The sequence below is a fragment of the Chryseobacterium sp. GW823-FHT05E08 genome (genome assembly GCF_058795655.1).
In genome coordinates this window covers 90723-114763 of record NZ_JBXAHY010000006.1, presented here as the reverse complement: position 1 = coordinate 114763, position 24041 = coordinate 90723, and the positions used below count along the sequence as shown (strand labels likewise).

The window sequence follows — 24041 nt, the reverse complement described above, 5'->3', positions numbered from 1 at the left end:
TATGTCAGAAAATAAGCATATTAGTATATCAAAAAATATAGAAACGGAGGATCAGACAGATTTTCATTTTCTACGCAAAACAGGTGTTGAGTACATAGAAAAGTTAGGAGGAAAACTCTGGACCGATTACAACTCTCATGATCCGGGTATTACCACTTTGGAAGTTTTAAGTTATGCCATCACAGATCTTGGTATGAGAATGAACTTAAACATGGAAGATATTTTGGCATCTGAAGACGAAAAGAAAGATATTCATACACAGTTTCTACAGGCTACAGAAATTCTACCTTCCAGGCCGTTGAACGAGCTTGATTATAGAAAGTTGTTTATAGATATCAACTTTAAGTCAGGTCATCAAAGACCAATCCGTAATTGCTGGTTGGTTCCTAAAACCGAAAAGTTATATGTTGACTGCAAAACAGGGAAACTAGACTTTAAACCTATTGGAGATAAGACAAAAGATTTTGATGTAAAAGGAATGTATGATCTCTATGTAGATTATGCTGAAGATATTGATGTTGAGGATACTAATGGAAGAAAATGCGAAAAATCTAATGTCAATCTTAAAATATTAGACCGTTACCACACCAACAGAAGTCTTTGTGAAGATTTAGCCGAAATTAAGGAAGTCGAAACCCAAAAAGTTGCAGTATGTGCTCGTATCGGACTTGTAAATAAAGCCGATGAAGAGCTTGTACATGCTAAAGTGACAAGAGCGATTAATAATTATCTGGCTCCGGAGGTTCATTTTTATTCACTGAAGCAATTACTAGATAAAGGTCAAACTACAGATGAAATTTTTGAAGGACCACTTTTAGATAACGGTTTTATTGATACTGAAGAACTTAAAAACAGTCAATTAAGAAGAGAAGTTCGTGTTTCGGATATCATCAGTGAACTTATGAAAATTGATGGTGTTAAAGAAATTCATGAAATTTCTATTGCAGGCTGTGATAATGTCATCAAACAAACAAACGATTGGCTGATCTGCATTGAAAAAGGTAAAAAACCTGAACTATGCGAATTAAGTTCGTTCAGCTACAGCAAAGGTTCGCTTCCTTTAAATATCAATGAGGCAAAAGTTCAGGAGTATTTAGAAACTCTTAAAAGAGAAGAAGAACTACTTAGAGAGGACGCCAGACAAAATAAAGAATTGATTTTACCGCAAGGAACTTCATACGATATCGCAAACTATGCGACTATTTTGAATGAATTTCCGGATACATATGGAGTCGGAATATCAGGCATTATAGGAAATCAAAATCCGGAGAGAGAAGCTTTAGCCAAACAAATGAAAGGTTATTTATTGTTTTTTGATCAAATCCTTGCCAGCTACTTTAAGCATCTTGAAAAAGTAAAAGAAGTATTAAGTGTAAATGGTGATTTAACAAGAACTTATTTTACGCAGGCTCTTAAAAATATTAAAGGTTTTGATGAATTGGTTTTTAATTATGATACCGAAAGTGATGATAAACTTACAGATTCATTGTATGAAGAACTTGATAATAGTGTAGAACGCCGAAATGAAGTTTTAGATCATTTGATTTCTCGTTTTGCTGAAACATTTAGCGATTATACGTTCTTAATGAAATCATTGTACGGGAAATCTGCCGATGAAATTGTTCTAAGTAACAAAGAAAACTTCCTAAGCGAGTATCAATCATTAAGTAAAGATCGAGGATTAGGCTACGATTACACATTAATTGGAGATTCAGATAATTGGAATACAAATAATATTTCTGGTGCACAGAAAAGAATTGCCCGTTTGTTGGGAATTAAAAATTACTCTCAAAGAAATTTATCTCAATCGCCAGTCTCAATCATTAAAACTGAAAACGGTGATGGTAAATATAGCTACACTTGGAAAATAAAAGATGCAACCAGCAGCAATATTGTTTTATCGTCTGTAAATACATACGAAATTGAATATGCTGCAACCAAAAATTTGAATGAAGCAATTTATCAAACCATTCAAATAGATCAGGAAGACCTTGAAAATGCATTAGAAGCATTAGAAGAAGGTCAAGATAAGTATGATTTAATTGGAAATATACAAATTCGTTTTTCTGGAGGAGGTAATTATTATTTTGACATTGTAGATGATACCAAGGAGCAAAATGTTATGGCTACTCATAAAAAGACCAATCCTTATCCGGATTTAAACACATTGAAAATCGGGATTAGGGAGACGATGAAGTATTTTAAATATGATTTTACAGAAGAGGGTATTTTCCTTATTGAGCATTTATTATTAAAACCAACAGCTAAAGATTATAAACTCATGGGTGGTATCGGCTGTATGGAGATTGGAGCAACTTTTAGAATATCATTTGACATTGAAGCAGATTATTCTATAACCGACCCAGTAAAGTATTCTGAAGCCCTCATGTCTTCTTGTGAAGAAGATTGCGAAACAGATGTTTTTGATCCCTACTCTTACCGTGTAAGCGTTGTTCTTCCTGGCTTTGCTTATCGTTTCCAGGATCCTGATTTCAGACGCTATGCCGAAACAGTTATCAGGCAGGAAATTCCGGCTCATGTTTTAGCGAAAATTTGTTGGGTTGGAGACCGATTGAGCGAAAAGCAAGATGCTCAAAACGACTTGTCTGAATTTGAAGTTGCGTTTAAAAAATATCTTTCAGATAAATCGAAAAACAATACGGCTAATTTAGGAAACAGCATTCAGGATTTACTGATCGCTCTTACTAATTTAAATAATATTTATCGACCGGGAAGACTTTTAGACTGTGCAATAGATGATAATGACGGCCTAGACGGAAAAATAATTTTAGGACAATCAAACATATAAAAATTGAAAAACAATGAATGCTAAATTAGATAATGTAACAACCCAATATAGAAAGTTCAACGAAAATCAAGCGTTAACAGAAGGGCAATTAAACGAATTTATAGACTATTTTGAAGATCAGGACAGGCTATCAAGAACCCGTCTGAGTGGAGTAGGAGTAGTATGTGGTTTTAGATCTGAGTACGTAGATTTTATCTTACAGCCAGAAAATTCGAGAGGAATAGAATCCAGACCTGGAGATGTAGATCTTGAAAATCCCCTTCAGACCATCATGATTACGCAAGGCGTTGGGGTTACCACAGACGGAGACTTAATAACGTTACGCCAAAAAGGAGATAATCCTTCCGAAGTTACTATAGACTTCGAAGCTAAAAATTACAGATATTATAAAAATTATTCTGATAAGTTAGAATACCAATATTTTCGTATTGGAGGGAGTCAAATTCCTCTTTTAGAATTGTTTACGGAAAAGGAATTAAAAGATGCAGGTGCTAATATCGCAGATTATAAACCGGTAAGCGACCTCAGCAATATAAATGATAAAATTATACTTCTGTATTTAGAAAGTTACTCAAACGATGAATCACCTTGTGAAGATGCCGATTGTGACAACACCGGAGCAGAGCAAGTGTCTAATCTTAAAGTACTTTTAGCAGATTCGGCATCTGTTTCAGCTCTTATTGCGAGAGGCGATGCAAAAGATACTATTTATAAGGCTCACAATGCTTATGAAGAACTTTTTGATCATTTACCTAAAATAGAGGCAAAAAGAGTTATTCTGAATGCTGATATTACTTCGGCGAAGAAGTTAAGAGAAAAATTTAGGGATGCTAGTGATGCGGTTGCAGACTTAAGCAATGGTTTTAGTGCAATTGCAAGTACTTTTAATGTGAGTGTAAACCTTGGCGGGCAGTCACTTGCTGATAAATTGACTTCTCTATTGCTTCCGCAGGCAACAAGGGTAGAAGATTATCAATATCGATATGATTTATTAAAAGATTTAGTTGATACTTATAATGAAATTAAAGGGCTAGTATTACATCTAGATGTTGAATGTTGCCCAGGAATTACTTCATTCCCGAAACACCTTATGTTGGGAACGGTTGGAACAACACTGGAATTAGGAAAATATGCGCCTTTCCGTCACAGTTTTTATAATTCGCCTATCACGACAAATGATGATGAGAATTACGAAAAAGTAATAATGCTTGCCAATCGTTTTGTACAAAAACTAAATGGGTTTCAATCATATGTTGGACCTATTAAAATTACTCCTTCTAATCTTTATGTAAGATTGGGTGATAAAGCAATCCCATATTACTACAATGTAGATAAGCCATTATTGACTCAATGGAACTTTGAAAAAACAAAAACCGATAGAGAAACCTATAATTTAAGTTATCATACAACCAATTTGGCTGGTGAAGGTTTTGTTCAAGATCCATTGAATTATAATATTGACAATAATGATTTCTATAGAATTGAAGGCCATTTAGGATTGCCTTATAAAACGGCGCTACAAAATATTAATGATCTTAAAGCAAAATATGGATTAGCTTTTGATGTCATTGCGTTGGTTTTACAGAAAGGTGAAAAAACTGGTGGCGATGTGCCAAGAGAAAAAACAGTGTCAATTGATGATTTAAGAAAACAATTGGTGTCAATTTCCAGTGATATTAGTAACAAAAAAGATGACTCACAAAATACTTTACTAAACATCTCTAAGTTAGATGAAAAGTTAAGATTGTTAAACCAGGCTGAATTCGCAAAAGAAGGATCGTCAGAAGTTACTGTTGTAAAACAAGATCCTAAAAAAGACGACGTTGTAAGCGAGCTTTTAAGCGAATTTTTAGAAAGAAAATCAGGGTTAGAGCATGTAGCTGGAGTAGAACCGGGCGGGACTTTTGTTTTAATTTACGAAAATGAAACAGACAATCAGGTTCTTGCGGATTTCTCATTGCCTTACTTATGTTGTTCTAAAAAGGATCCTGTATTCTTGTCATTACCAAAAAGCAAACTGTGTCAGAAAGATATTCCAATTGAAATGACAATTGTACCGGTGAATGGGGAAGTGAAAGCATTTGTAAATAATACTCAAATACCTGTAATTACACAGTCTGCAGGTCAGAACTTATTTGATCCTAGTTTAGTTAATTCAGCTTATCTTGGACAGACAATTACCTTTACTGTTAATGATGATCCTGTAGAAGTACAAATGATTGTACATCCTCAACCAAGTATAACTTTAACAATGGATTCACCTGTTTATGATTATACTAGTAATGAAGCTACAGTTTATTTCAAGGTAGTAAACAACGGTTCAAGTCCTATCACAGCTTACCAATGGAGCTATGGTGATAATACTACAGATAATGCAGTTCCTAATACTAGTGGATTGGTTGCGCACGTATTCTCCATAATTCCAAATGAAAATACGACGTATCATACAACACTTAATGTTATTTCTGAAAGTACAGGTTGTAGCACACAAGTCGCTATAGATGTTGAATTAAGTGGTTTAAAACTGGTGTCTTGTAGTGAAAACTTTAATTATAGTGGAAGTGCTGGTACATACGAATATAATATAGATTTTGGAACAGATACAGGATATGCGGGTATTAATTATGATGCAGTTAGCGTACCAGACCGATTTGTTATTGAATGGAATGGTCAAAGGATCGATAGCGGTTTCGTTGGATTGAGTACTCTTAATAGTTCATTAATAGCTGCAGGAGTTAATCCGGCTGACATTCATACTGCCAACCCATCGAATGGAGCAGGTACATTAACCTTTAATAAAACCTCTGCTTTACCAAGGTTTGCTAAAGTTACCGTATATGCACCTTTGAAGAATACAGCGTGGAGTGTGAGAGGTATTTGTCCTCGAAAATAATAATAAAATAACTTTCTTAGACAGATTTTTCTGTCTAAGAAGTTTATTAATGACCTTAATAAATCATTAAAAAATTAACAATAATGAATAATCAATTAAGTAATATATCAACTCAATACCGCAAATTCAGCAAAGGACAATATATAGAGCATACCCAGTTCAATGAGTTTTTAGATTTTTTTGAAGATCAGGACCGTTTATCTAGAGTAATGCTGCAGGGAGTAGGTGTTGTATGTGGTCTCAAACCAAATCTTATTTATACAGATAAGCGATTGAGCGGTATACAGCTTTCTCAGGGAGCAGCGCTAACAACCGACGGAGATTTGCTAACCTTGAATAATACAAGTGCGGTGAGTCAAGATTTATATGTAAGTGACCTGAAAACCATTAACATAGAAAATAAAAACTATACACATTTTAAAGTGTATGATAATTTTAAGGTAAAATATCCGTCATTTTATGATGATGACAAAAAACAGATTGAGCTTTGGGAATTAGCAACAGCTCAGGAAGCAAATTCTGATTTTCAGTCTGTTAATAATCTTTCAAATTTAGAAGATAAATACTTACTTCTGTATCTGGAGGATTATGAAAAAGAAGTTAAACCTTGTAGAGGAGTTGACTGTGATAATCATGGAATCCAACAAATTCGAAATCTTAAAGTATTAGTTACTACAGAACAGGGAATCATTAATATTCTTGGAGATGATAGTGTTCTGCCTCTACCGGATCCTATTGATGGTAGTATTACGCCAAATAGAAAAGATCGTATTCAGCCTCATCCTTTATTTATAGAAGATGTATTGAGAGCTGAAAAACAAGAACGAGTTATTGTAGAACGACTTATTTTAGACAAAGGAGTTGATGCAAAATTTTCTTCTTATGAGTTAAAAGATTTGTACTCTGCTGCTTTAGAAAAAAATAATTATGGTGAGATTGTTTTTGAAAGAATCAATGCAATCTCTGAAATAATGGGACTTACAGTTGTTGGGCATCAGGGCTTTAAAAGTACATTAGAATATTGTCTTAATCAGACAATAGGTTTTCAGTATGCTTATGATGTCGTAAAAGATTTAATGGATACCTATTTTGAAATTATAAAATTACTTCCTAAATCTTTTACTAAAGGCTTTCCGGATTTGAATTCTTTTCCTAAACACATCATGTTGGGAAAATTAGTATCGGATACCCAATTAGATTCCTCAAGACATAAGTTTTATAATTCGCCTGTTTTAGATGATGAAAAAACAACAGAAAGAGTTAAAGCATTAATTAATCGCTTTCATCAACAGGCACAGAATTTTAGATATTCCAGTAGTTTTGAAGATGAGGCGCAAATTAAAATTACTCCATCCCAAAAACTAAATCCTCTTAGTAATAAAGCGATTCCTTTCTATTACCAGATTACAAAAGAACTTTTGAAAAATTGGAATTTTGATAAAACGAGTAACCGATCATTTGGAGATAATTTAGGATATGGTATCAATTTCTTTACCCCAAATACACAGATACAAGATGATTCTTTAAATTTTAATATAGATAAAAATTCGTTTTATAATATAGAAGGACATCAGGGCATGGATTACCAAATGGCCTTTGAACAAATAAAGAAAATCAAAGATGAGCAGCAACTAGGATTTGATATTATGCTTTTGTCTTTAACCGAATTGCTGGATAATAAAGACTTGTCAAAAGCTTATTTCAATGAGTATGTAGAAAAGCATCCGGGATTAGAACATAAACGTGGAGTTGAACGAGGAGGTACCTTTGTTATTGTTTATGAATCATTAGAAAACCCAAAGGTTTTTGCAGATTTTTCACTTCCATACATATGTTGTACACCAAAAATTGAAACTAAATTAAGTTTACCAAATACTGTTATTTGTGCTAAATCTGATCATATACCTTTTACGGTATTTCCTCTCAATGGAGTTGTAGAAGCTGTTGAGACAGGGTTTAATGAAGGTGTAGAATTAATCAATGGACAATATTTCTTTAATCCCCAATTAGTAAGTCTCGAATTACATGGTCACGACATTGCCTTTACCGTAAATGGAAAACCAACCACTTGTATTATCAAAGTCATTCCACAACCGAATGTAAGTATAGTGGTTACTTCTGTTGATTATCCAAGTGGTACTTCAACGGCAACAACAGTAAACTTTCTAGTTTCCGCACAAAACGGACAAAACTTTACAGACTATACTTATAACTGGGACTTTTGGGATGATGGTGGTTTGATTCCTCTAAACCCAGATACAAACGGAAAGGCTAGTTATACATTCTATAATCTGGATCCCAAAAAAATTCCAGTGATAAGAGTAAATGTGGATGGTAACGGATGTTTTCAAACCGTAGTTATAAGAGGTTGGTATGATGCTCCTGTTGAATTAAGTTTGCCGGCTGCTGTAGATAATATTATTTGCTCCGGAGCTGCTCGCATACCTTTTAAAGTTTCTCCTGTGGATGGAATTGTAAAAGCAAGTATCGGTGAAGGTGTAAAATTAATCGGAGGACAATACTTTTTTGACCCGCAAGCGGTAGATAAGAGTTTACATGGTCAGGTTATTACTTTTACGGTAAACGGACAACCAACCAACTGCAGTATTAAAGTTATTACGCAGCCGGATGTTCTAGTCAAAGTTGACCACGTTGATTATCCAGGCGCGGGTTCCAATGAAACAGTAGTGCATTTTATAGTTTCTTCTCCAAGTGGACAAGATTTCACGAATTATAACTACAGTTGTGATTTTGGGAATTATGGTAGTCAGGTTTCAATATATCCGGATTCTGTTGGGAATGCTAGTCATAAGCTCTACAACTTGGATCCTGAAAATATTCCGATAATAAAAGTGAAAGTAAGTAACAATGGTTGTTTTGAGGAAATATTTATAAGAGATTGGTATGATGCTCCTATTGTGCCTTCTGTTGTAATAAAAGACATCAGGTTCTCAGATGCAAATTGTTGCCAATATCCCATTCCTACTGTTACTGCTAAAGCAACGGGACCTACAAGAGCTGCATTAAAGGAGGGTATTTTTAAATTAAACGGAGAGGCTCAAGGATCATCATCACTTATCTATTCATGGGAACAATTGAAAGGTCCGGTAGTAAAGCTTACTGGAGCGAATACACTTGATCTTCAAGTTGAGGATTTAGTGGTTGAGAATTATGAATTTCAATTTACAGCTTTGGATGTTGACAGTGGAGTTTTTGCTAAATCTGATATATTGTCCGTAAATGTATATTCTTCGTAAATGTATATTCTTAAGGCTAATTAAAATTTTGTGTGATACATATTGTAAGGGGATGATTTATAAATTAAACAATCATCCCTTATACATCAATTAATTAATAAAATAAAAAAAATAATATAATGGAAGCAGCAAAATGCAAAGTTGCATGTAAGGTAGATTATGATTATGCTCCTTTGGTGCCTATTACATCTTCAACTGCGCACTATAAGATCAAAGATTCCTCAGGTTCATTTATTGAATATACTAAAAATGTCTTTCCCTCGAGTGGGGATGAAGTGATTCTTGAAGGTGTTCAATTTGCTGATGACTATGAGTTGACTCTAACATTAGATATAAATGGAGCTACTGATCAGAAAATAGTTACTTTTCAGGTAGACAACTGTAATCTCACGTCTTGTAAAACTCCGTCTATTGAGGATGTCTATTTTGGAACGAATGATCAAATCATTATGGACTATATAGTAGACAACAATAATCTTTATGCGGCAGAATATCAAATAGCAACAGATAGCCAATTTAATAATATTGTTCATTTTAGGGTCATTATGGGAAATGACTACACGGCTACTGAATATATTGAAATGAATGATGGAACTATTGAGCAGAATACTGCTTATCATGTCAGAGCAAGAAAACATTGCTCTACATCTGAAGTGTCAGGTTGGTCGGACGTAGTTAAGTTTACATCTGGAAAATGGAGTAGTCAAAAAGTTTTAGATGCTAATTGTTTGGCTAATTATGATGATCTAGATAGAGATATTTGCTTTGGGACAGGAGGTTACGCTTGGAAGACAAAAGTAACTCTAAATACATCTACACCGAATATTGGAAGTTTAATTTATTTAACTAATGGCAAACTTGCAATACCGGATAATATAAAAGATCTTGATCAAAGTGTGGACATTAGATTCAAAAATTATGGAATCAGATGGATAAGGTTCTCAAGTGTTACCCCAAATGTGGTTTATGTTGTAGACCCGGAAAAAGGTGAAATATTAGATACTGTAGATGGTTTTGATTGTTCAACATCCTAACATTACTTATCCGAAAAACCTTTAATAAAATCCTCAATTTTTGAGGATTTTATTTCAGTCAAGCAGTTTTTTTATTATCTTCTATTGTTTTTACGTCTTGTACTTATAATATTAAAAAGTTTAGCAACATCTTCCAGGTGGATTTCAAAATCATCGTAGTATTCGTTTAGAGAATGAAGAGTGATAACGCCTCTCTCAACATCGTGGTTGACGATTCGTTTTACCAAAATTCCTTTCTCTTTGTGAACGATTACAAAATCCCATTTATCATAATGTAGCTTACTCATCCAATAATCTTGTCTGATGTTTCTGCATAAAATAATGTCACCTTCCAGGTAGCTTTCGTAGGAGCCATTGTCCATGCTGTCACCTTTTACTTCAAAGCACATGTATTCTCCTCGGTGTTCTATATCGTCAGTAAAAGGAATCGTTGGTAGGCTTTCTATATATTCTTCATCTGCAAAATTATGTAAATAGCCGGCTTGTGCGTATTGATTGGCAAGCGGAACATTCATGATTTTTAAATCTGAAAAAACAACAGGAGATGCGCTGTCATTCTGTTTCTTTTCTTGTTCTTCCAGTAAATTGGTTACAAAATAAGCGGTTGTTTCTGGTATTTTTCGTTCGCCTTTTTCCCAATATTGTACGGCTCTGGTACCAACACCTATAGATTTTGCTATATCAGCCTGCTTCATTTTTAGTTTCTTTCGGATTTCTTTGAATTCTAAATAGTTCATTTTGATATGTTTATAGTTATTTTACGAAAATAAATGAAAAATATTCGCATTTATTTTTAATAATACGAACATTGTTCGTATATTTGTATTGTTGTTAAGATGTAACGCTACAAATGTACAAAATTATATTTAAAATTTAATATTATTTTAATATTTAAATGCTTTGCTTGAATTACTTTAATCCTTGTAATCAAAAAGTTAACTTGTATTTTTGTGCTTAATGGGTTTTGTAATTAGATTTTATTTATTTTGTTTTTATCCAGTGTTATTTAAAACGAAATAAATTTTTTAATCTAAAAAAATGTTAAAATTGCGCTTTTTATTTAAATATTATAGCTTTTTGTGCATGTTTAGCGATCTGATTAATGAAAAAAATGCGTTTATTTTTTTTAAGAATAAAAAATAAACCAAAAAATGTAGACTAGCACTACTGTTTAGCATATAAAATATCGATTAATTATAGCTATCAGTAAGATTGTTACTACATCCTAAAGAGAAAACAAATTTTGTGAAATAACCTCACTTATTTTTAAAGATAATTTAAAAGTAAAATATAATATTGTGTTCTTTTACAATAAGTTACGAAAGTGAATGCTAGCTATATGATTGTTTATAAAACATAGATTTCTTATAAGGATCAATAGAATCATTTACTAAAAAGTACAATTTAGAAGAAAGAAGTTGGGTATTATTTCTATTAGAAAATACCTGATATCGACTTCTGAAAAAAATCAAAATTAAATAATCTAATTAGACATCCGTTTAAAGGCTTTAAGCAGGCCTTTAAGGTTTCTTATCGACTTATTTAAACAATAAAAATTAAAAAAATATGAAAGCTTGTCTAATCTAAAAATAAACTTTTAACCATAAAAAAACTTTTAAACCACAAAATGAAACGTAGTAAAGAATTAGTAGAGAAAAGAAAGGATTTTGTCATTGATTATGTAAAACGTAATCAGGATAAACAGATGAAAGTGATTGTAACAGAGCTAACAGAAATGTTGTTTTTGTCTGAAAGAACAATATATAACATTCTTCTTCAAAGTTAGTTTGTAAACAGTAAAACAAAGTTCAGTTTTTGGATTTACAATACCTCCAATAACTAACCCGTGCATCATATTAATTAAAGAGGTTGTCCTAACATCTTTTTCAAATTTAAATTTATACATAAAATACTAAGGTGAAAAACGGTTTTTGCTTTTTAGTTCTATTGTTTTAGGTGAAACATAAACCTGAAAAAGAAGCCGTTTGACCTTAGATTGTTAGAGGAATCAATTTTAAAAGATAGAAAAATCAATTGTTCATTTAATAAAACTTAGAAACCATGAAAAAAAAAGAAAAGAAAAAAAATAAAAAGAAGAAAGAAAAGAAAGAAAAATTGCAAAAGTCTAGCAAAGACATCAGTGCTATTATCGATGAATTAGCCTATGGAAATGAAAAGGGAAATATTCAGAAAAGCAAAAGATTTTTAGACGATATGTACATACTGGCTCAAGAATAATTAAACATTTAAAAGCTATGGAAAAATCAAAATTTTTAATAAATAAATATATAGGAAAGAATGAATTTGGATAGTATAAAAGCCCTATTAATCGGAACTGCAATTGCTTTTTCAGGAGGATTATTGAGGGTACTAGTTTCAATACAAAATAAGGAGAAAAAACAACCATGGGAACATTTTATCACATTGGCAATAGTCGTAATTGTTGGTTTTACAATGAGTTATTTAATGAATAGAGCCGAATTGCACGACAAATGGTATTCAACAGGAGTATTATTTGTACTTGGCTACGGCTATGATAAATTCTTGAAAATGATCACTACAAATCTGCCTAATTGGATTGATAAAGCAGTGAATCTTTTTATTGAAAACAAATATGGGGTAAAAACTAATAGACCAACTGATGAAGCAGAAGAGGAGAAAGACGATGTGCTTCAATAGACAATTAAGTAATGAAAAACTCTTCACTGCAACTACGGAATCCATCGCTTAAAAAACAGATAATTCTCCTGAAAAAGAGTGAATTTTGAATATGAAAACCTGAAAACTCAAAAATAAGAAAGCAAAAAATATAAGTGGCTCAGCATTACCTGTTTCTCATCACCAAGTTGAAGAACCACTTCTAATTACTCAAAATTCTTTAAAAAAAATCTACCCTACACGGATATGATTTTTCACTTCAACAGGTATGTATAAAAGCGCAACAATATGAGTTGCGCTTTGTATACTTTTTAAAATAATATGTAATTAAAAAACACCAAGTCAATGAAAGCAGCAAAACCTGTAGAAAAAGACAATAAAGCCCACCAAAGACAAAGCCAGAAGCAAAAGCAGAAAGAACCTGTGGTTGTTCATCAATCTGAGGCAGAGGTGGCAGGTACACAAATGCAAAAATCGGGTAGTCCGAATGTTGTGACCGGATCAGGAAATCCTAATAATAATTTGGTCGGTCGAAATGGTAATAATCCAATGACTCAAACTATTTATGATCAGGGTTCAGAGATAATGTATGGCAGATTTCAGGAAAGCCTTAAACAAACCGGTGATGTCAACCATCCCGACACCAAAAAGGCTGAAAAAGATTATATGTCAACCAAAAATGTAAATCAGGTACAAGATTATAATGATCATAAATCGGGAACTTCTCTGCCTAAAACTTCACAGGATGAGACAACTAAAAGCAAAGTTGAAAGTCAAGAGGTCGTGTCTGAATTGATACTTCAATCAGGTGGAGATGGAGGAGGCAAATTTAGACCACCTATTGTATATCGAAAAGATGGTTATTACATCATCGATTTTCATAGCAACCAAACCGACTATGATGGTTCGATCATTAAAGATGAAAACCAATTCCTCAGATTTATTACCAAGGTCCTCAATGAGTCTGATCAAGTATTACCCAAAGATAAACCAAAAAGTGTAACACTTGAGGGGAACTTTGAAGGAATACCCAAATTACTTGAAAAAGGAGGTGAAATTAAGCATACGCCAAGTAAACAGGAATACAAAGTAGATGAGAAAAGTGCTGTTCAAGAAGGAAGTATGGGTAATGAAAATGGTACAGGCAAGTCCAAAAAATCGGTAGAAGAATTACAAGAAGAGTTTGATAGTTTTCCGCAAAGTGTAAAAAAACTTATTCGAGAATCTAAGAAAGGAAATCTAATAACGCCAGAAGAAAAACTGGCTTTAGCGCAGTATATATTTGACCATCTTACAGTACTCGAAATGTTAGATTATGCAAGTAAAGTTAGCGAAAGTGCAATGAGTTTAGAAGACTTTAAAGCCTCCATACGACAATACAAGCAAAGTAAAGCTGACCGAGAAACTCAACATAAACAAAGAAATGCTCTCGAAAAACAACTCTCTACGGCTAGTTTCAAAGAATTATACAAGTTATACAAGGATTATGCAGAGTGGATAAAATCATCTAGCCGAAATACTGCTATGACTACTACTATAAGTACTACGAGTAGTAATACACAGTCTAACGATATGGGTATTGCTTTGGCTAGTACTATTATAATGACAGACAAAGAAGAAATTCTTACTACTGCCTTAGAAAAGGCGGGTTACAAAGGAGGTATAGCAGAGTTTGAAAAATTGATACACGACTATGAAGCTGCTTTTGAAAAAGAAGCTTTGCATACCGCTATAGAACAACTGCAAAAATATAAGCACATCTTGTTTGAAGAAAAAAACAAGCTTGAAAACACTGCCTATTTGCAACAATTGCTAAACCAAATCAAAGGCACAGGAGCTGCCCATTTATATAATACAGGCAAAACCGAAAAAGCAGGCGCAACAAAATATCGAAGAAACGGCGAAGCCTTTGACGTAGATGTAGATTATCAAAAACTAGAGCGGGGACAACAAAAAATAAATAAAGCTGATTCTTTAGTAAATACAATACCACATGACTTAGTAAAAGAAAAACAGTTTGACAAAGCTGAATTTGCTACCATTTCTGATACGGCCAGCCTCTATAAATTCTTGAAAGTATATATTGAAGAAAAACAAGCGAGCATAAGTAATATAGAGGACAAAATAACCGAAGATCCAGAAGCAATATATGGAATGGGTCTGCTATACAATACTTGTAAACAGACTCAAGGTATTGTAAAAGGTTCTGTTCTCGATGAGATCTTGACAGACAAAAAAACAAATATTGAGGAATTAGAATTTGTAAAAAATATTGCTATTGCTTTTGGGGCTATAGTACTTACAATAGCGTCAGCGGGTACAGGTACTTTAGCATTGGTAGCTCTAGGTGCCAACTTTGCCTTAAGTGCCTATACTATATATGAGACTATAGAAACGTACAAAACCGAAAAAGATGGTTACAACGCAGGTGTATTGAGCGACGACCCCAGTCTACTTTGGGTAGTATTAGCCATAGCTGGTGCGGTGGTAGATGCAGCGGCTCTCAGAAGTGCCTTTAAAGCTGCTGAACCCATAGCTGCTGCAACTAAAGCCTTTAATGATGCCGAAGATGCTACAAGGGCAATAGATAAGCTCAAAAAGGATTTAGCAAAAATAAAAGACCTTGATGGAAAAATAAGCGAAAACATTGTAAAAAGTGCTGAAGCGCAAGCTAATTTTTCTAATGCGGCAAAACTTAGTATGCAATATACGAATGTGTTTGTAGGTGGATTACCCTCTATGGGGCATGCTATTGAAGCTGCATACTATGCCATTAAAGGTTTGGGACTTAACTTTGAAAATTTTTTATTGAGATTAGAAGCTAAGAACTTAATAAAAGCAAGCAAATTAAGTAGGAAAGAAATAAAGTTATTAGAAAATGTATTTGAAAAATCAGAACAGCTAGTTAATATCAAAGACCCAGCTTTTGTTAAAGAATTGGAAAATGCTCTCTTAAAAAAAGATTATATTTCTTTAGAAAAATTAGTGGAAATTGTAAGATATAAAGATGAAGCCTTAAAAATCTCTGAAAATGTAAGAGTTACTGGGAAATTTAGAAAATCAGGTGGATATCATGGATATACGGGTCACGCAATGCCTGATAATATAGTTGCGGATGTGATCGCAAATCCTGATTATATCTTCATTTCAAAAAATAAAAAAACATTTAATTTTTTGAAAGACGGGGATGTAGTAATCTTAGATACTTCGAGAAGTGGAAGTGGGAATGCTATTACGGCATATGGAAAATCAGGAATATTAGGAAAGAGTGGAGCTAAAGCATATAATAATCAAACAACAGCATTAAAAAAAGTTTACTTAGCAACAGATCCTGCCAAACCTGTTACTTTTCAAAATGTGATTGATGGTAAAATACCTGCAGCAGATGGCTCCTTCATACCACCAGCAACTCAAGTATATCCATAAACTATTGTATCTTGCAATAAAAAACAAAATTATGTATAAATTAACAAATAATGTAGATATAGAAATTATTACTGGACAGCAATTGTCTGCAACTCCTAGATTGCTTCTGTATGATGTAACAATTTATTTAACAACATGCAATAGTATTGAAGAAATAAGTAATGAAATATTAACAACTAATGGAAGTGATAAAGGGTGGTTATTTACAGAAGATAATGATACATTTAGATTTAATACCCAAGATAATTTGCTTACTGCTATTTATTTAGATTACAGCGAATTGGATAGATACCCCGGTCGTATGTTTGATTTAGTAACTGAAGCAAAAAAAATAGTGGGTATTCCTAAACTTGTTCAGCCTTTGTCATTCGATTTGGAACCATTCAAGTATAGATACTGTGCACCTTCTGATAATACTTGGTTAGGATATGGAGATGCTTTTTTAGATAGTCAAGAATTTACCGAATTACAAATAGCTGAAAATGTATCTTTATTGTTCAATGAGAATAACTTGTATTGTGCATGGCTTATGAAAAGCCCTGAACAATTTTTGGTCAATAAAATAGCTCCCATTGAAAAATACTCAGTTACTCCTTTTCTGAAGAAAAGTTTTTGGGATGTCTTTCAGTTTATAAATGAAGAGAGAATAGAGCTGATTAAAAAAGAAGATATGCATACATTTCAGGAATTACGGGCTTTATACAAAAGTATTAGTAATAACAGTGAAAAAAATCCTGGATTGGAGATCTTAGCAGAGAAGTTATTTGATTTTGCAGATAGATTTTCCTCTCAAGAACAAATGCTAAACTTTCACTAGTTTCTCAAAATAATTTCTTAAACTGATAAAATTAATAAAAGCTAAAGTAACAAGAATTCCCCGCTACCTCGCGAATCCTTTCATGTGGTACTTTTCTTTTCCAATAATTTCTTCAAAAGTTTTTATCTTTATTTCAAGGATTATTTTTATAATTAAGCAATACAAAAAATTGTACGGTACAGAAAAAATACTTAAAAATGAATGACAATAAAATAAATAATATAAGTGAGTATTGGGCAGAAATGGACTTTGATGTTTCTTCTTATTGTATTCGTTGAGATACTTAAAAAGCAAAACAATATTTGAATGAAAATGGAACAGACTTTATATATCGGTATGTTGTATTGGCAAATAAATGTGAAATTTTAATGAAAAATATATTTAATTTATACAGTTCGATAAAAGATCAAAATGATTACAAGATCGATGATTTGCCTAATTTTAATGAAATAGATATAAAAAATTTAATCATTAGTGATATTAATTTGGATGACCTGATCTGTGTAAAATCTGAATATAGCAATATCGAATTTAACAACATATCGCTTTATTCAGCATATTTTGTTCAAACATCATTTGAAGAATGTATCTTTCAAAATGTTGATTTTACAAAGTCGAACTTAAACAATACAATATTTAAGTCTTGTTCTTTTATATCATGTTCTTTTGCAAGTGCTGAAATAATGGGAGCAAAAATTACAAATTGTAATTTTAAGAAATGTAAATTTACCGACATAATTTTTAGTGAAAATAAAATTAGTAATACTCAATTTGAAATTACAGACAAATCTTTTTCTTCAATTGATAACAATATTGAGGAAAATGTAACTTGGTCTTTTGACTAAAAAAGCATTAAATAAAAAACGGATAATTAATAAGATTATCCGTTTTTATTTAGTAAAGCTGTTTAAATTTTTATTTTTCTAAGGAACAGATATTGATGAAAATAATGGTAGAAAAATTCTACAGGAAAAAAGTCATTTTGTATTTCATAAAAACTTGTTATATTTTTGAATCAATAAAGTAAACCAAAAACAATAACTAATTAAAACTTTAAACCATGAAAAAAGCAATATTCATTTGTTCAATTCTATTCAACCTATCTATTTTAAGTGCACAAACTATAGAATCTGGAAGTCGTAAGACAGCAGGTTACATCAAATCGGACGGAACAGTTGAAAACAGCAGCCATTCTACAATCGGTTACATCAAAAGCGACGGCACAATTGAAAACAAAAGTCACAGCACGATTGGTCGTATCAAAAGCGATGGAACAATAGAAAACAAAAATGGTTCTACTGTTGGTTATGTTAAAAGTGACGGAACGGTGGAAAACAGCAGTCATTCAACGATTGGATATATCAAAGACAACGGAACCGTAGAAAACAGCAGCCACGGTACAGTTGGCTATGCTGAGGGAATTGAAAAAGAGTGGGCAGCAGTGGCTTTTTTCTTCTTTAAAATGGATTAATAATCAACTCTGCGATAAATACTATTTCGCTAAATATAGTTAAAAAAATAAGGCTTGGATTTTATAATCTGAGCCTTTTTATTTGTTTAATACTATCTAAAATTTCTTTCTTCTTTAATGATTCAATTTTCCGGCTAACTGAATATTTAAACCAAGGAAATACAATTTTTACCAATATTTTAAAGAAATACTCCAAGTTACTGTAACTACAGAATAGACCGGGCAAAAAACTTTAATAAGAGTGAAAAAATCATGAATTTTGAACTTTAAAATATAATAGGATTTAAAAATCAATTAAGCTAAAAACATAAGCAGTTACGAATATTAAAGTATTATGGAAAAAAATGAATTCACCACAAAAGAGGAGTTAAAAGCCTATTTTGGAACAGGTAAATATCCTACACAAAGTCAATTTTCAGATTTTATAGATTCCTATTGGCATAAAGAAGAAAACATAGAGTCACAAGAAACATTAGCAACTGTTGTTAATAGAAATAATAAGATTCCTGAGCAAGGGATTAAATTTTTACAAAATGCAACAACGCCTTCTACTAGAGTTGAATTAAGGGTTAGCCCAAAAACCTGGTCTCAATGGTTTGGAAATATGAATCCGGATCATACAGGAATTTATAATCAGTCATTTGGTTACGGAGCTTTGCAGGAAATTACTACCGGAAGCGAAAATGTAGCCTTAGGAAATCATGCATTATGGAAACTTACGACCGGTATCAGAAATACCGTAGTAGGATCTGCTTCAATGAATGCTTTGAAAGAAGGGAATTGGAATGTTGTAGTGGGGCAGGCCACTTTGTATTATTTTGCTTCAGGTACAAATAATACTGCTGTTGGTAGGGTTGCGATGAGTAACTTTATAGGCGGGTATGGTAACACGGCATTAGGTAGCCATTCCGGATTTGTGGATGGTGGAACTCTGCATACCCAAGAGTACAACTATAATACTTTTATAGGATTCAGATCAGGTTATACTACGGATTTACCGAATAATCTAAAAGGTCATAATAATGTTACCATCGGGGCAAATGCTCCAATAGGTGGTGAAACGAATAATAAATTAGTCATTCATTCATCAGAAACAGTTTTAAATCATAACACCACACTTCCTCTTATAGGTGGAGATTTTGTTGAAAGAACTTTAGACTTTGATTCTTCATTAAAAGTTCACAGACTTCCACAAGCAGATTCTACATTTACCAAAAGCATCGTTGCTAAACCTGATGGAACATTCGGATGGGAAGAAAAAACAAATCAGCAGTCTTCAAGCGGAAATATTGCTACAACAGATTTAACGAATACTCAGGCAAGAGTTTTTACTCAAAATGCAAATTTTACCTGGGATACTCTGGGGAAACCTTATTATTTAAAAGGATTAGCTGACCAAACAGGAAATTTAACACAGTATAATAAAGTGTTAAGAATAGACCCTGTAACTAAACAAGTTGCAATGGGAGATTCTTTCGAAGTAGCTGTAACGATACCAGATAATTTAACGATTAATGCACCAGCAATGAATGTTAATTATACCGTTAATCATGTTTATCCAGACCCTGTTCCGTCTTTACCCCAAAACTTAATAGACTTAAAAAAATTTATGGCAACAATAGCAACAAATCAATATACACAAATACAAGATTCACAGGTTGTTTTTCAAAAAATAGATACAGCCGATAGAGGTTATTTTTCTAATGGAGTAGCATATATACGAAGTGGTGTTGAAAATAATGGAAATGAATATATAGCAAAATGTAGTTTTAATTTAGATATTTTAATGCCACACGACAAAAATTGGATATTATGTTTATCAGGAAGTATAAGTCCACATTATGATTATGCTAAAGGTTTACAAATAGGATTTTCAAGAACTTCATCATCTTTAGGTGTACAACAACCTGAAATAGGTACACTAAAACCTCATAGATCAAATTATGGGTTGGTGGGTTATGGTATAAATGCAGCAAAATATCTTGATGTGAAACCAACAGTAGTTTATACAAAAGTAGGTGAAGTTTTAAATATAACTGTTGCCTATAGTGATGGTACTACTTATTCTGTAAATACTGATGCACAAACATTTTTAGGAGATTATAGATTTATAATAACTTCTGGAGATTATTATGACATACACCAATATCCTTCTTTTTCAAATATAAGATATTATGTAGCACCTTAAAAATAAAATTAGAGTAGAAATTTTATTAGTTTGTCAACTTATCGAAGCAAACTCTATTTAAAAATCATTCGATTCTGAAAAATAAAGGTTACTGCAACTACAGATTAGGGAGGTCAAAAAACTTTTATAAGAGGAAAAAAAATGTGAATTTTGGACTTTGAAATTAACTAATGAATCATCCGATTCTGACAAAATAAAGGTTGCTGAAGCTACAGAATAGACAGGTCAAAAAACTTTTACAGTAACAAAAAATAAATTTTGAACTTTAAAGTATAAATAATAATCGAAACCTAAAACATTCAAGAATATTACAGTATTATGGAAAATAATGAACTAACCACAAGGGAGAAGTTAAAAACCTATTTTGAAACAGGTAAATATCCTACACAAAGTCAATTTGCAGAATTGATAGATTCTTTAAAATTTAAAGAGGATGTATTGACCAATAAAGAAGTGGCAGCTCTTGCCAATAGTTTGGAATCTATTGATAATGGGTATGTTACTTATAATGGAAACTACATTGGAAATTTAAAATTCCCGATCGTTATAAGCTCAAGGGATGAAGAAGATCAATTGATCACGATAGGCGATACCTTCGGCATCAACGAAAAGCGATACTTCTTAGGCAGTGCACCTTACACGATTAAAGCAAAAAACATCTCAGGAGAAGAATTACAAGAAAACGAATACTATGTTTTGACTTATCAAATAAATCCAAATTTTATGATTAATAAATTTTTTGGAAATAATCTTAATACGATTCCTGATGGGTTTGAATTTGGAATACTGGAAGGTAAAAGGTTCATCATACAAATTGTGAGACAAAATTTAGGACAAAAAATAAACATTTTAAATACAAGTATTAAGTTTGTTAATAAAACTGAAGTACCTATCGAATATAGAGCAGAGGGAGCTGGCTGGGGTGATAGATATAGGGCTGAAGACACTGTTACCGATCATTACGATATAGGAGGAGATTATTTGTACTTGCGGTATAAAGCAGACCTTAGAGAAGTCAATCAGTCCATAGAATGTAAGGTTTATAATGAAGAGAATGGCAATCTTTTAATGACAGGTTACTTGAATGCTGGTCAAAATAATCAAGATATTTGGGCTGGTGATACAATAAGAGAAATCAGGCACATAAGAATCGAATGTAATTATTATGTAAATGTAGACTAATAAAAAAACTAAAAATATTTGAGAAAAACCAAAACCTTAAAATGGTTTAATATATACGGAAATTCTATACTTACAAAATCCCATTGTCTTCCGTTTTCCATCTCCTTATCCATGCATTTCCAAACTAGGAAACTGTTAAAGATTTATTTCTCTATCGAAAACCACAAAAATACTTATTAGTAGGACGTTGGAAGTAATACAGCGACAGATTTACAATAAGGTTATCCTACCGCAATTACACAATTTACAAACACTTCACGGTTGCAACACGCGATTGTGGATGTATATCGTATCATTTACCATTGTGTTTCACTAAGGAATTGTAGAAATCAATGTTGAAAACACCTGATCTTATATCAAGTATTTTAAAAACGTTATAGATAGTATAATTCTATAATTCTAAAACAAAAAAAATCAATAAATAATATGTCAATACCATTAAAAACAATATACAGCTACTTCAAAACCGGTAAATTTCCTACTCAGACACAGTTTCAGGATTCATGGTCTTCATTCTGGCATAAGGATGAAACTAATATCGCGACTGTGGATAATTATGATGAGCAAGGAAATATTTCTGAGTTAGGAAATGTTTATACCAAAACTCAGAGTAATGATCAATTTATGTCTACCGGAGATTATACGGACGACAACGGAAATATCTTGGCTGAGAAGATAGAGGCACTAGGGTTAACTACGCTTATTGAAGCTGTTGAGACTACAATTTCAAGCTTTGCAGACCATTCAAGTTCATATAAATTTGAGAATAATGATTTTATAGCAATTCCTGACAGCAATGGCAATTTTTCATTGTACATGTTTAAAGGCGGAGCAAAAACGGATAAAGCTAATTATCTTCCAACTGGGATTTCAAACGTAACAATCGGAATGGTGGAAGGATTGCAGGCAGCTCTAGATAATAAGATGCATAAGCCTTCCGGAAATGGCAGTTTTTTCATCCGAGCGCTTGGTCCGGGGCCTATTTATGCGTCTATATCACCGGCAACTAACTATTTATTATCGTGGGACGGAAGTAATTTTAAAGAATCGAATGTGTATTACAATGCAGGGAAACTTGGCGTAGGCACAACTTCACCAACAGAAACACTTCATTTAAACAATGGTAGGATTCGCTCTAAAGCAGTTGTACTTGATGAAAATACCGAAACATTAATTAATCAAATTACGTACTTTAATAATAGACTTTTATTTACCGATAGTACCGGAACAAAAAAGAGCGTTCTTACGGTTGAAGATTTGCCAAGCGAATTTTTAAAGTTACCATCTAAATTAACTCAAGCCCAAAAAGATCAATTTGGTATAGATTGGAATAGCCAATATTCTAACGGTAATTTGAATGTCTACAGCATAACCCCGACAGTAATGAAAAATGATCATGTTGTCAGGTATCTTGTTTTACAGGGATTAAACTTAAATGTAAATCCTACTACGACTTCCGTTAAGTTTATTCCTGTTGGAAATGTCATTGGGACAGGAGAGATTGATTGTTTAGGTTTTCAAACTTTTGCAAACGGTCAATCTATGATTGTTTCGATTTATGGAGATTCTTTACAGCCAAATACTCAATATAATTTGATGATAAGAACTTCCACACCAACTATACAAACACACCGAACGGTAAGCTCTATTAATGTGGTCGAAAATATAAATAATATTGATCTTAGTAATCTTCAGTGGGATACAAAAGCTTATACACCAGGGCAGGAAGGAACGGTCTTCACAACCAACGGAGGAATGTTCGCTTATAATTCTAATACGGGTAATAAAGCTTATGCTTATGAGCCTAATGTATATGTTGCTGCAGCTAAGAGCAGCGCAATATTTGGGCTTAATAGTAATTTTTATTTAGAAATGAATATATCAGTGTCTCTAGTAGGTGGAGGTGTAGATAATACGAATGACTTTTACGGGAACTTAGGATTACTTCAAAACAATATACCTTTAGCATTAACAGACAATTCTTTTTTAAGAATAATAGCATCGAGTTTTAGGAGTGGAGGCTATCAAGCTACTATAGTTTGGAATAATATGTTGTCGATTCCAACAAAAATAGAGCTCTCATCAACAATTTTAAATGCCAATGTAATTATTATGAGACAGGGTAATATTTACACCCAATTCCTTACTGTAGGTAATGCTACAATAATACAGTCTGTAACATCTACTACAGAAGCAATTTCATTGTCTCTTGCTGTTTCTAATGGTACAACACAAAAAACCATTAGCGGATCTATAGTTCAGGCATTTACATTTTAAGTATAAAATAAATTAATAAAAACTCTCCA

General features: G+C 32.6%; 15 protein-coding genes. 14 read left to right on the top strand and 1 reads right to left on the bottom strand.

Going from position 1 to position 24041, the window contains the following annotated elements; genetic code table 11:
• The first annotated feature begins 1 nt into the window (after window position 1).
• The 4 genes from AC1Q7L_RS18625 to AC1Q7L_RS18610 all read left to right on the top strand — a co-directional run bounded on the left by AC1Q7L_RS18625 (window position 2) and on the right by AC1Q7L_RS18610 (window position 9993).
• Complete coding sequence (locus AC1Q7L_RS18625; protein ID WP_492307409.1) at window positions 2–2809, top strand: baseplate wedge protein; 2808 nt, start codon at window positions 2–4, stop codon at window positions 2807–2809.
• A gap of 13 nt (window positions 2810–2822) precedes the next feature.
• The gene (locus AC1Q7L_RS18620) at window positions 2823–5702 is read left to right on the top strand and encodes a hypothetical protein (RefSeq protein ID WP_492307410.1); all 2880 of its coding nucleotides are present in this window, start codon (window positions 2823–2825) and stop codon (window positions 5700–5702) included.
• An 83-nt stretch (window positions 5703–5785) separates the two neighbouring features.
• The gene (locus AC1Q7L_RS18615; RefSeq protein WP_492307411.1) at window positions 5786–8959 is read left to right on the top strand and encodes a PKD domain-containing protein; all 3174 of its coding nucleotides are present in this window, start codon (window positions 5786–5788) and stop codon (window positions 8957–8959) included.
• 173 nt (window positions 8960–9132) lie between these two features.
• Entirely contained in the window at window positions 9133–9993 is an 861-nt protein-coding gene (locus AC1Q7L_RS18610) for a hypothetical protein (RefSeq protein WP_492307412.1), read from the top strand.
• Between the two features lie 74 nt (window positions 9994–10067).
• Here AC1Q7L_RS18610 and AC1Q7L_RS18605 read toward each other — a convergent pair whose 3' ends face one another.
• On the bottom strand, window positions 10068–10730 hold the full coding sequence (locus AC1Q7L_RS18605) for a S24 family peptidase (RefSeq protein WP_492307413.1): 663 nt from the start codon (window positions 10728–10730) through the stop codon (window positions 10068–10070).
• A gap of 890 nt (window positions 10731–11620) precedes the next feature.
• On the opposite strand from AC1Q7L_RS18605, the gene AC1Q7L_RS18600 reads away from it, so the two are divergent.
• The 10 genes from AC1Q7L_RS18600 to AC1Q7L_RS18555 all read left to right on the top strand — a co-directional run bounded on the left by AC1Q7L_RS18600 (window position 11621) and on the right by AC1Q7L_RS18555 (window position 24012).
• Window positions 11621–11779 carry a hypothetical protein gene (locus tag AC1Q7L_RS18600; protein WP_492307414.1) on the top strand — a complete coding sequence of 53 codons (159 nt, stop codon included), beginning with the start codon at window positions 11621–11623 and terminating at the stop codon, window positions 11777–11779.
• A 275-nt stretch (window positions 11780–12054) separates the two neighbouring features.
• Window positions 12055–12231 carry a hypothetical protein gene (locus AC1Q7L_RS18595; protein ID WP_492307415.1) on the top strand — a complete coding sequence of 59 codons (177 nt, stop codon included), beginning with the start codon at window positions 12055–12057 and terminating at the stop codon, window positions 12229–12231.
• A gap of 60 nt (window positions 12232–12291) precedes the next feature.
• A complete protein-coding gene (locus AC1Q7L_RS18590; protein ID WP_492307416.1) occupies window positions 12292–12672 on the top strand; it encodes a hypothetical protein in 381 nt (126 codons plus the stop codon).
• Window positions 12673–12996: 324 nt separating this feature from the next.
• On the top strand, window positions 12997–16077 hold the full coding sequence (locus AC1Q7L_RS18585) for a hypothetical protein (RefSeq protein ID WP_492307417.1): 3081 nt from the start codon (window positions 12997–12999) through the stop codon (window positions 16075–16077).
• A 31-nt stretch (window positions 16078–16108) separates the two neighbouring features.
• The gene (locus AC1Q7L_RS18580; RefSeq protein ID WP_492307418.1) at window positions 16109–16894 is read left to right on the top strand and encodes a hypothetical protein; all 786 of its coding nucleotides are present in this window, start codon (window positions 16109–16111) and stop codon (window positions 16892–16894) included.
• Window positions 16895–17196: 302 nt separating this feature from the next.
• On the top strand, window positions 17197–17739 hold the full coding sequence (locus AC1Q7L_RS18575) for a pentapeptide repeat-containing protein (protein ID WP_492329393.1): 543 nt from the start codon (window positions 17197–17199) through the stop codon (window positions 17737–17739).
• Between the two features lie 215 nt (window positions 17740–17954).
• Window positions 17955–18365 (top strand): 5-fold beta-flower protein, encoded by a 411-nt coding sequence (locus AC1Q7L_RS18570; RefSeq protein WP_492307420.1) that lies wholly within the window; start codon window positions 17955–17957, stop codon window positions 18363–18365.
• 334 nt (window positions 18366–18699) lie between these two features.
• On the top strand, window positions 18700–20553 hold the full coding sequence (locus tag AC1Q7L_RS18565) for a hypothetical protein (RefSeq protein WP_492307421.1): 1854 nt from the start codon (window positions 18700–18702) through the stop codon (window positions 20551–20553).
• Window positions 20554–20871: 318 nt separating this feature from the next.
• Window positions 20872–21735 carry a hypothetical protein gene (locus AC1Q7L_RS18560; protein ID WP_492307422.1) on the top strand — a complete coding sequence of 288 codons (864 nt, stop codon included), beginning with the start codon at window positions 20872–20874 and terminating at the stop codon, window positions 21733–21735.
• A 426-nt stretch (window positions 21736–22161) separates the two neighbouring features.
• Window positions 22162–24012, top strand: a complete 1851-nt coding sequence (locus AC1Q7L_RS18555; protein WP_492307423.1) for a hypothetical protein — start codon at window positions 22162–22164, stop codon at window positions 24010–24012.
• Window positions 24013–24041: the final 29 nt, after the last annotated feature.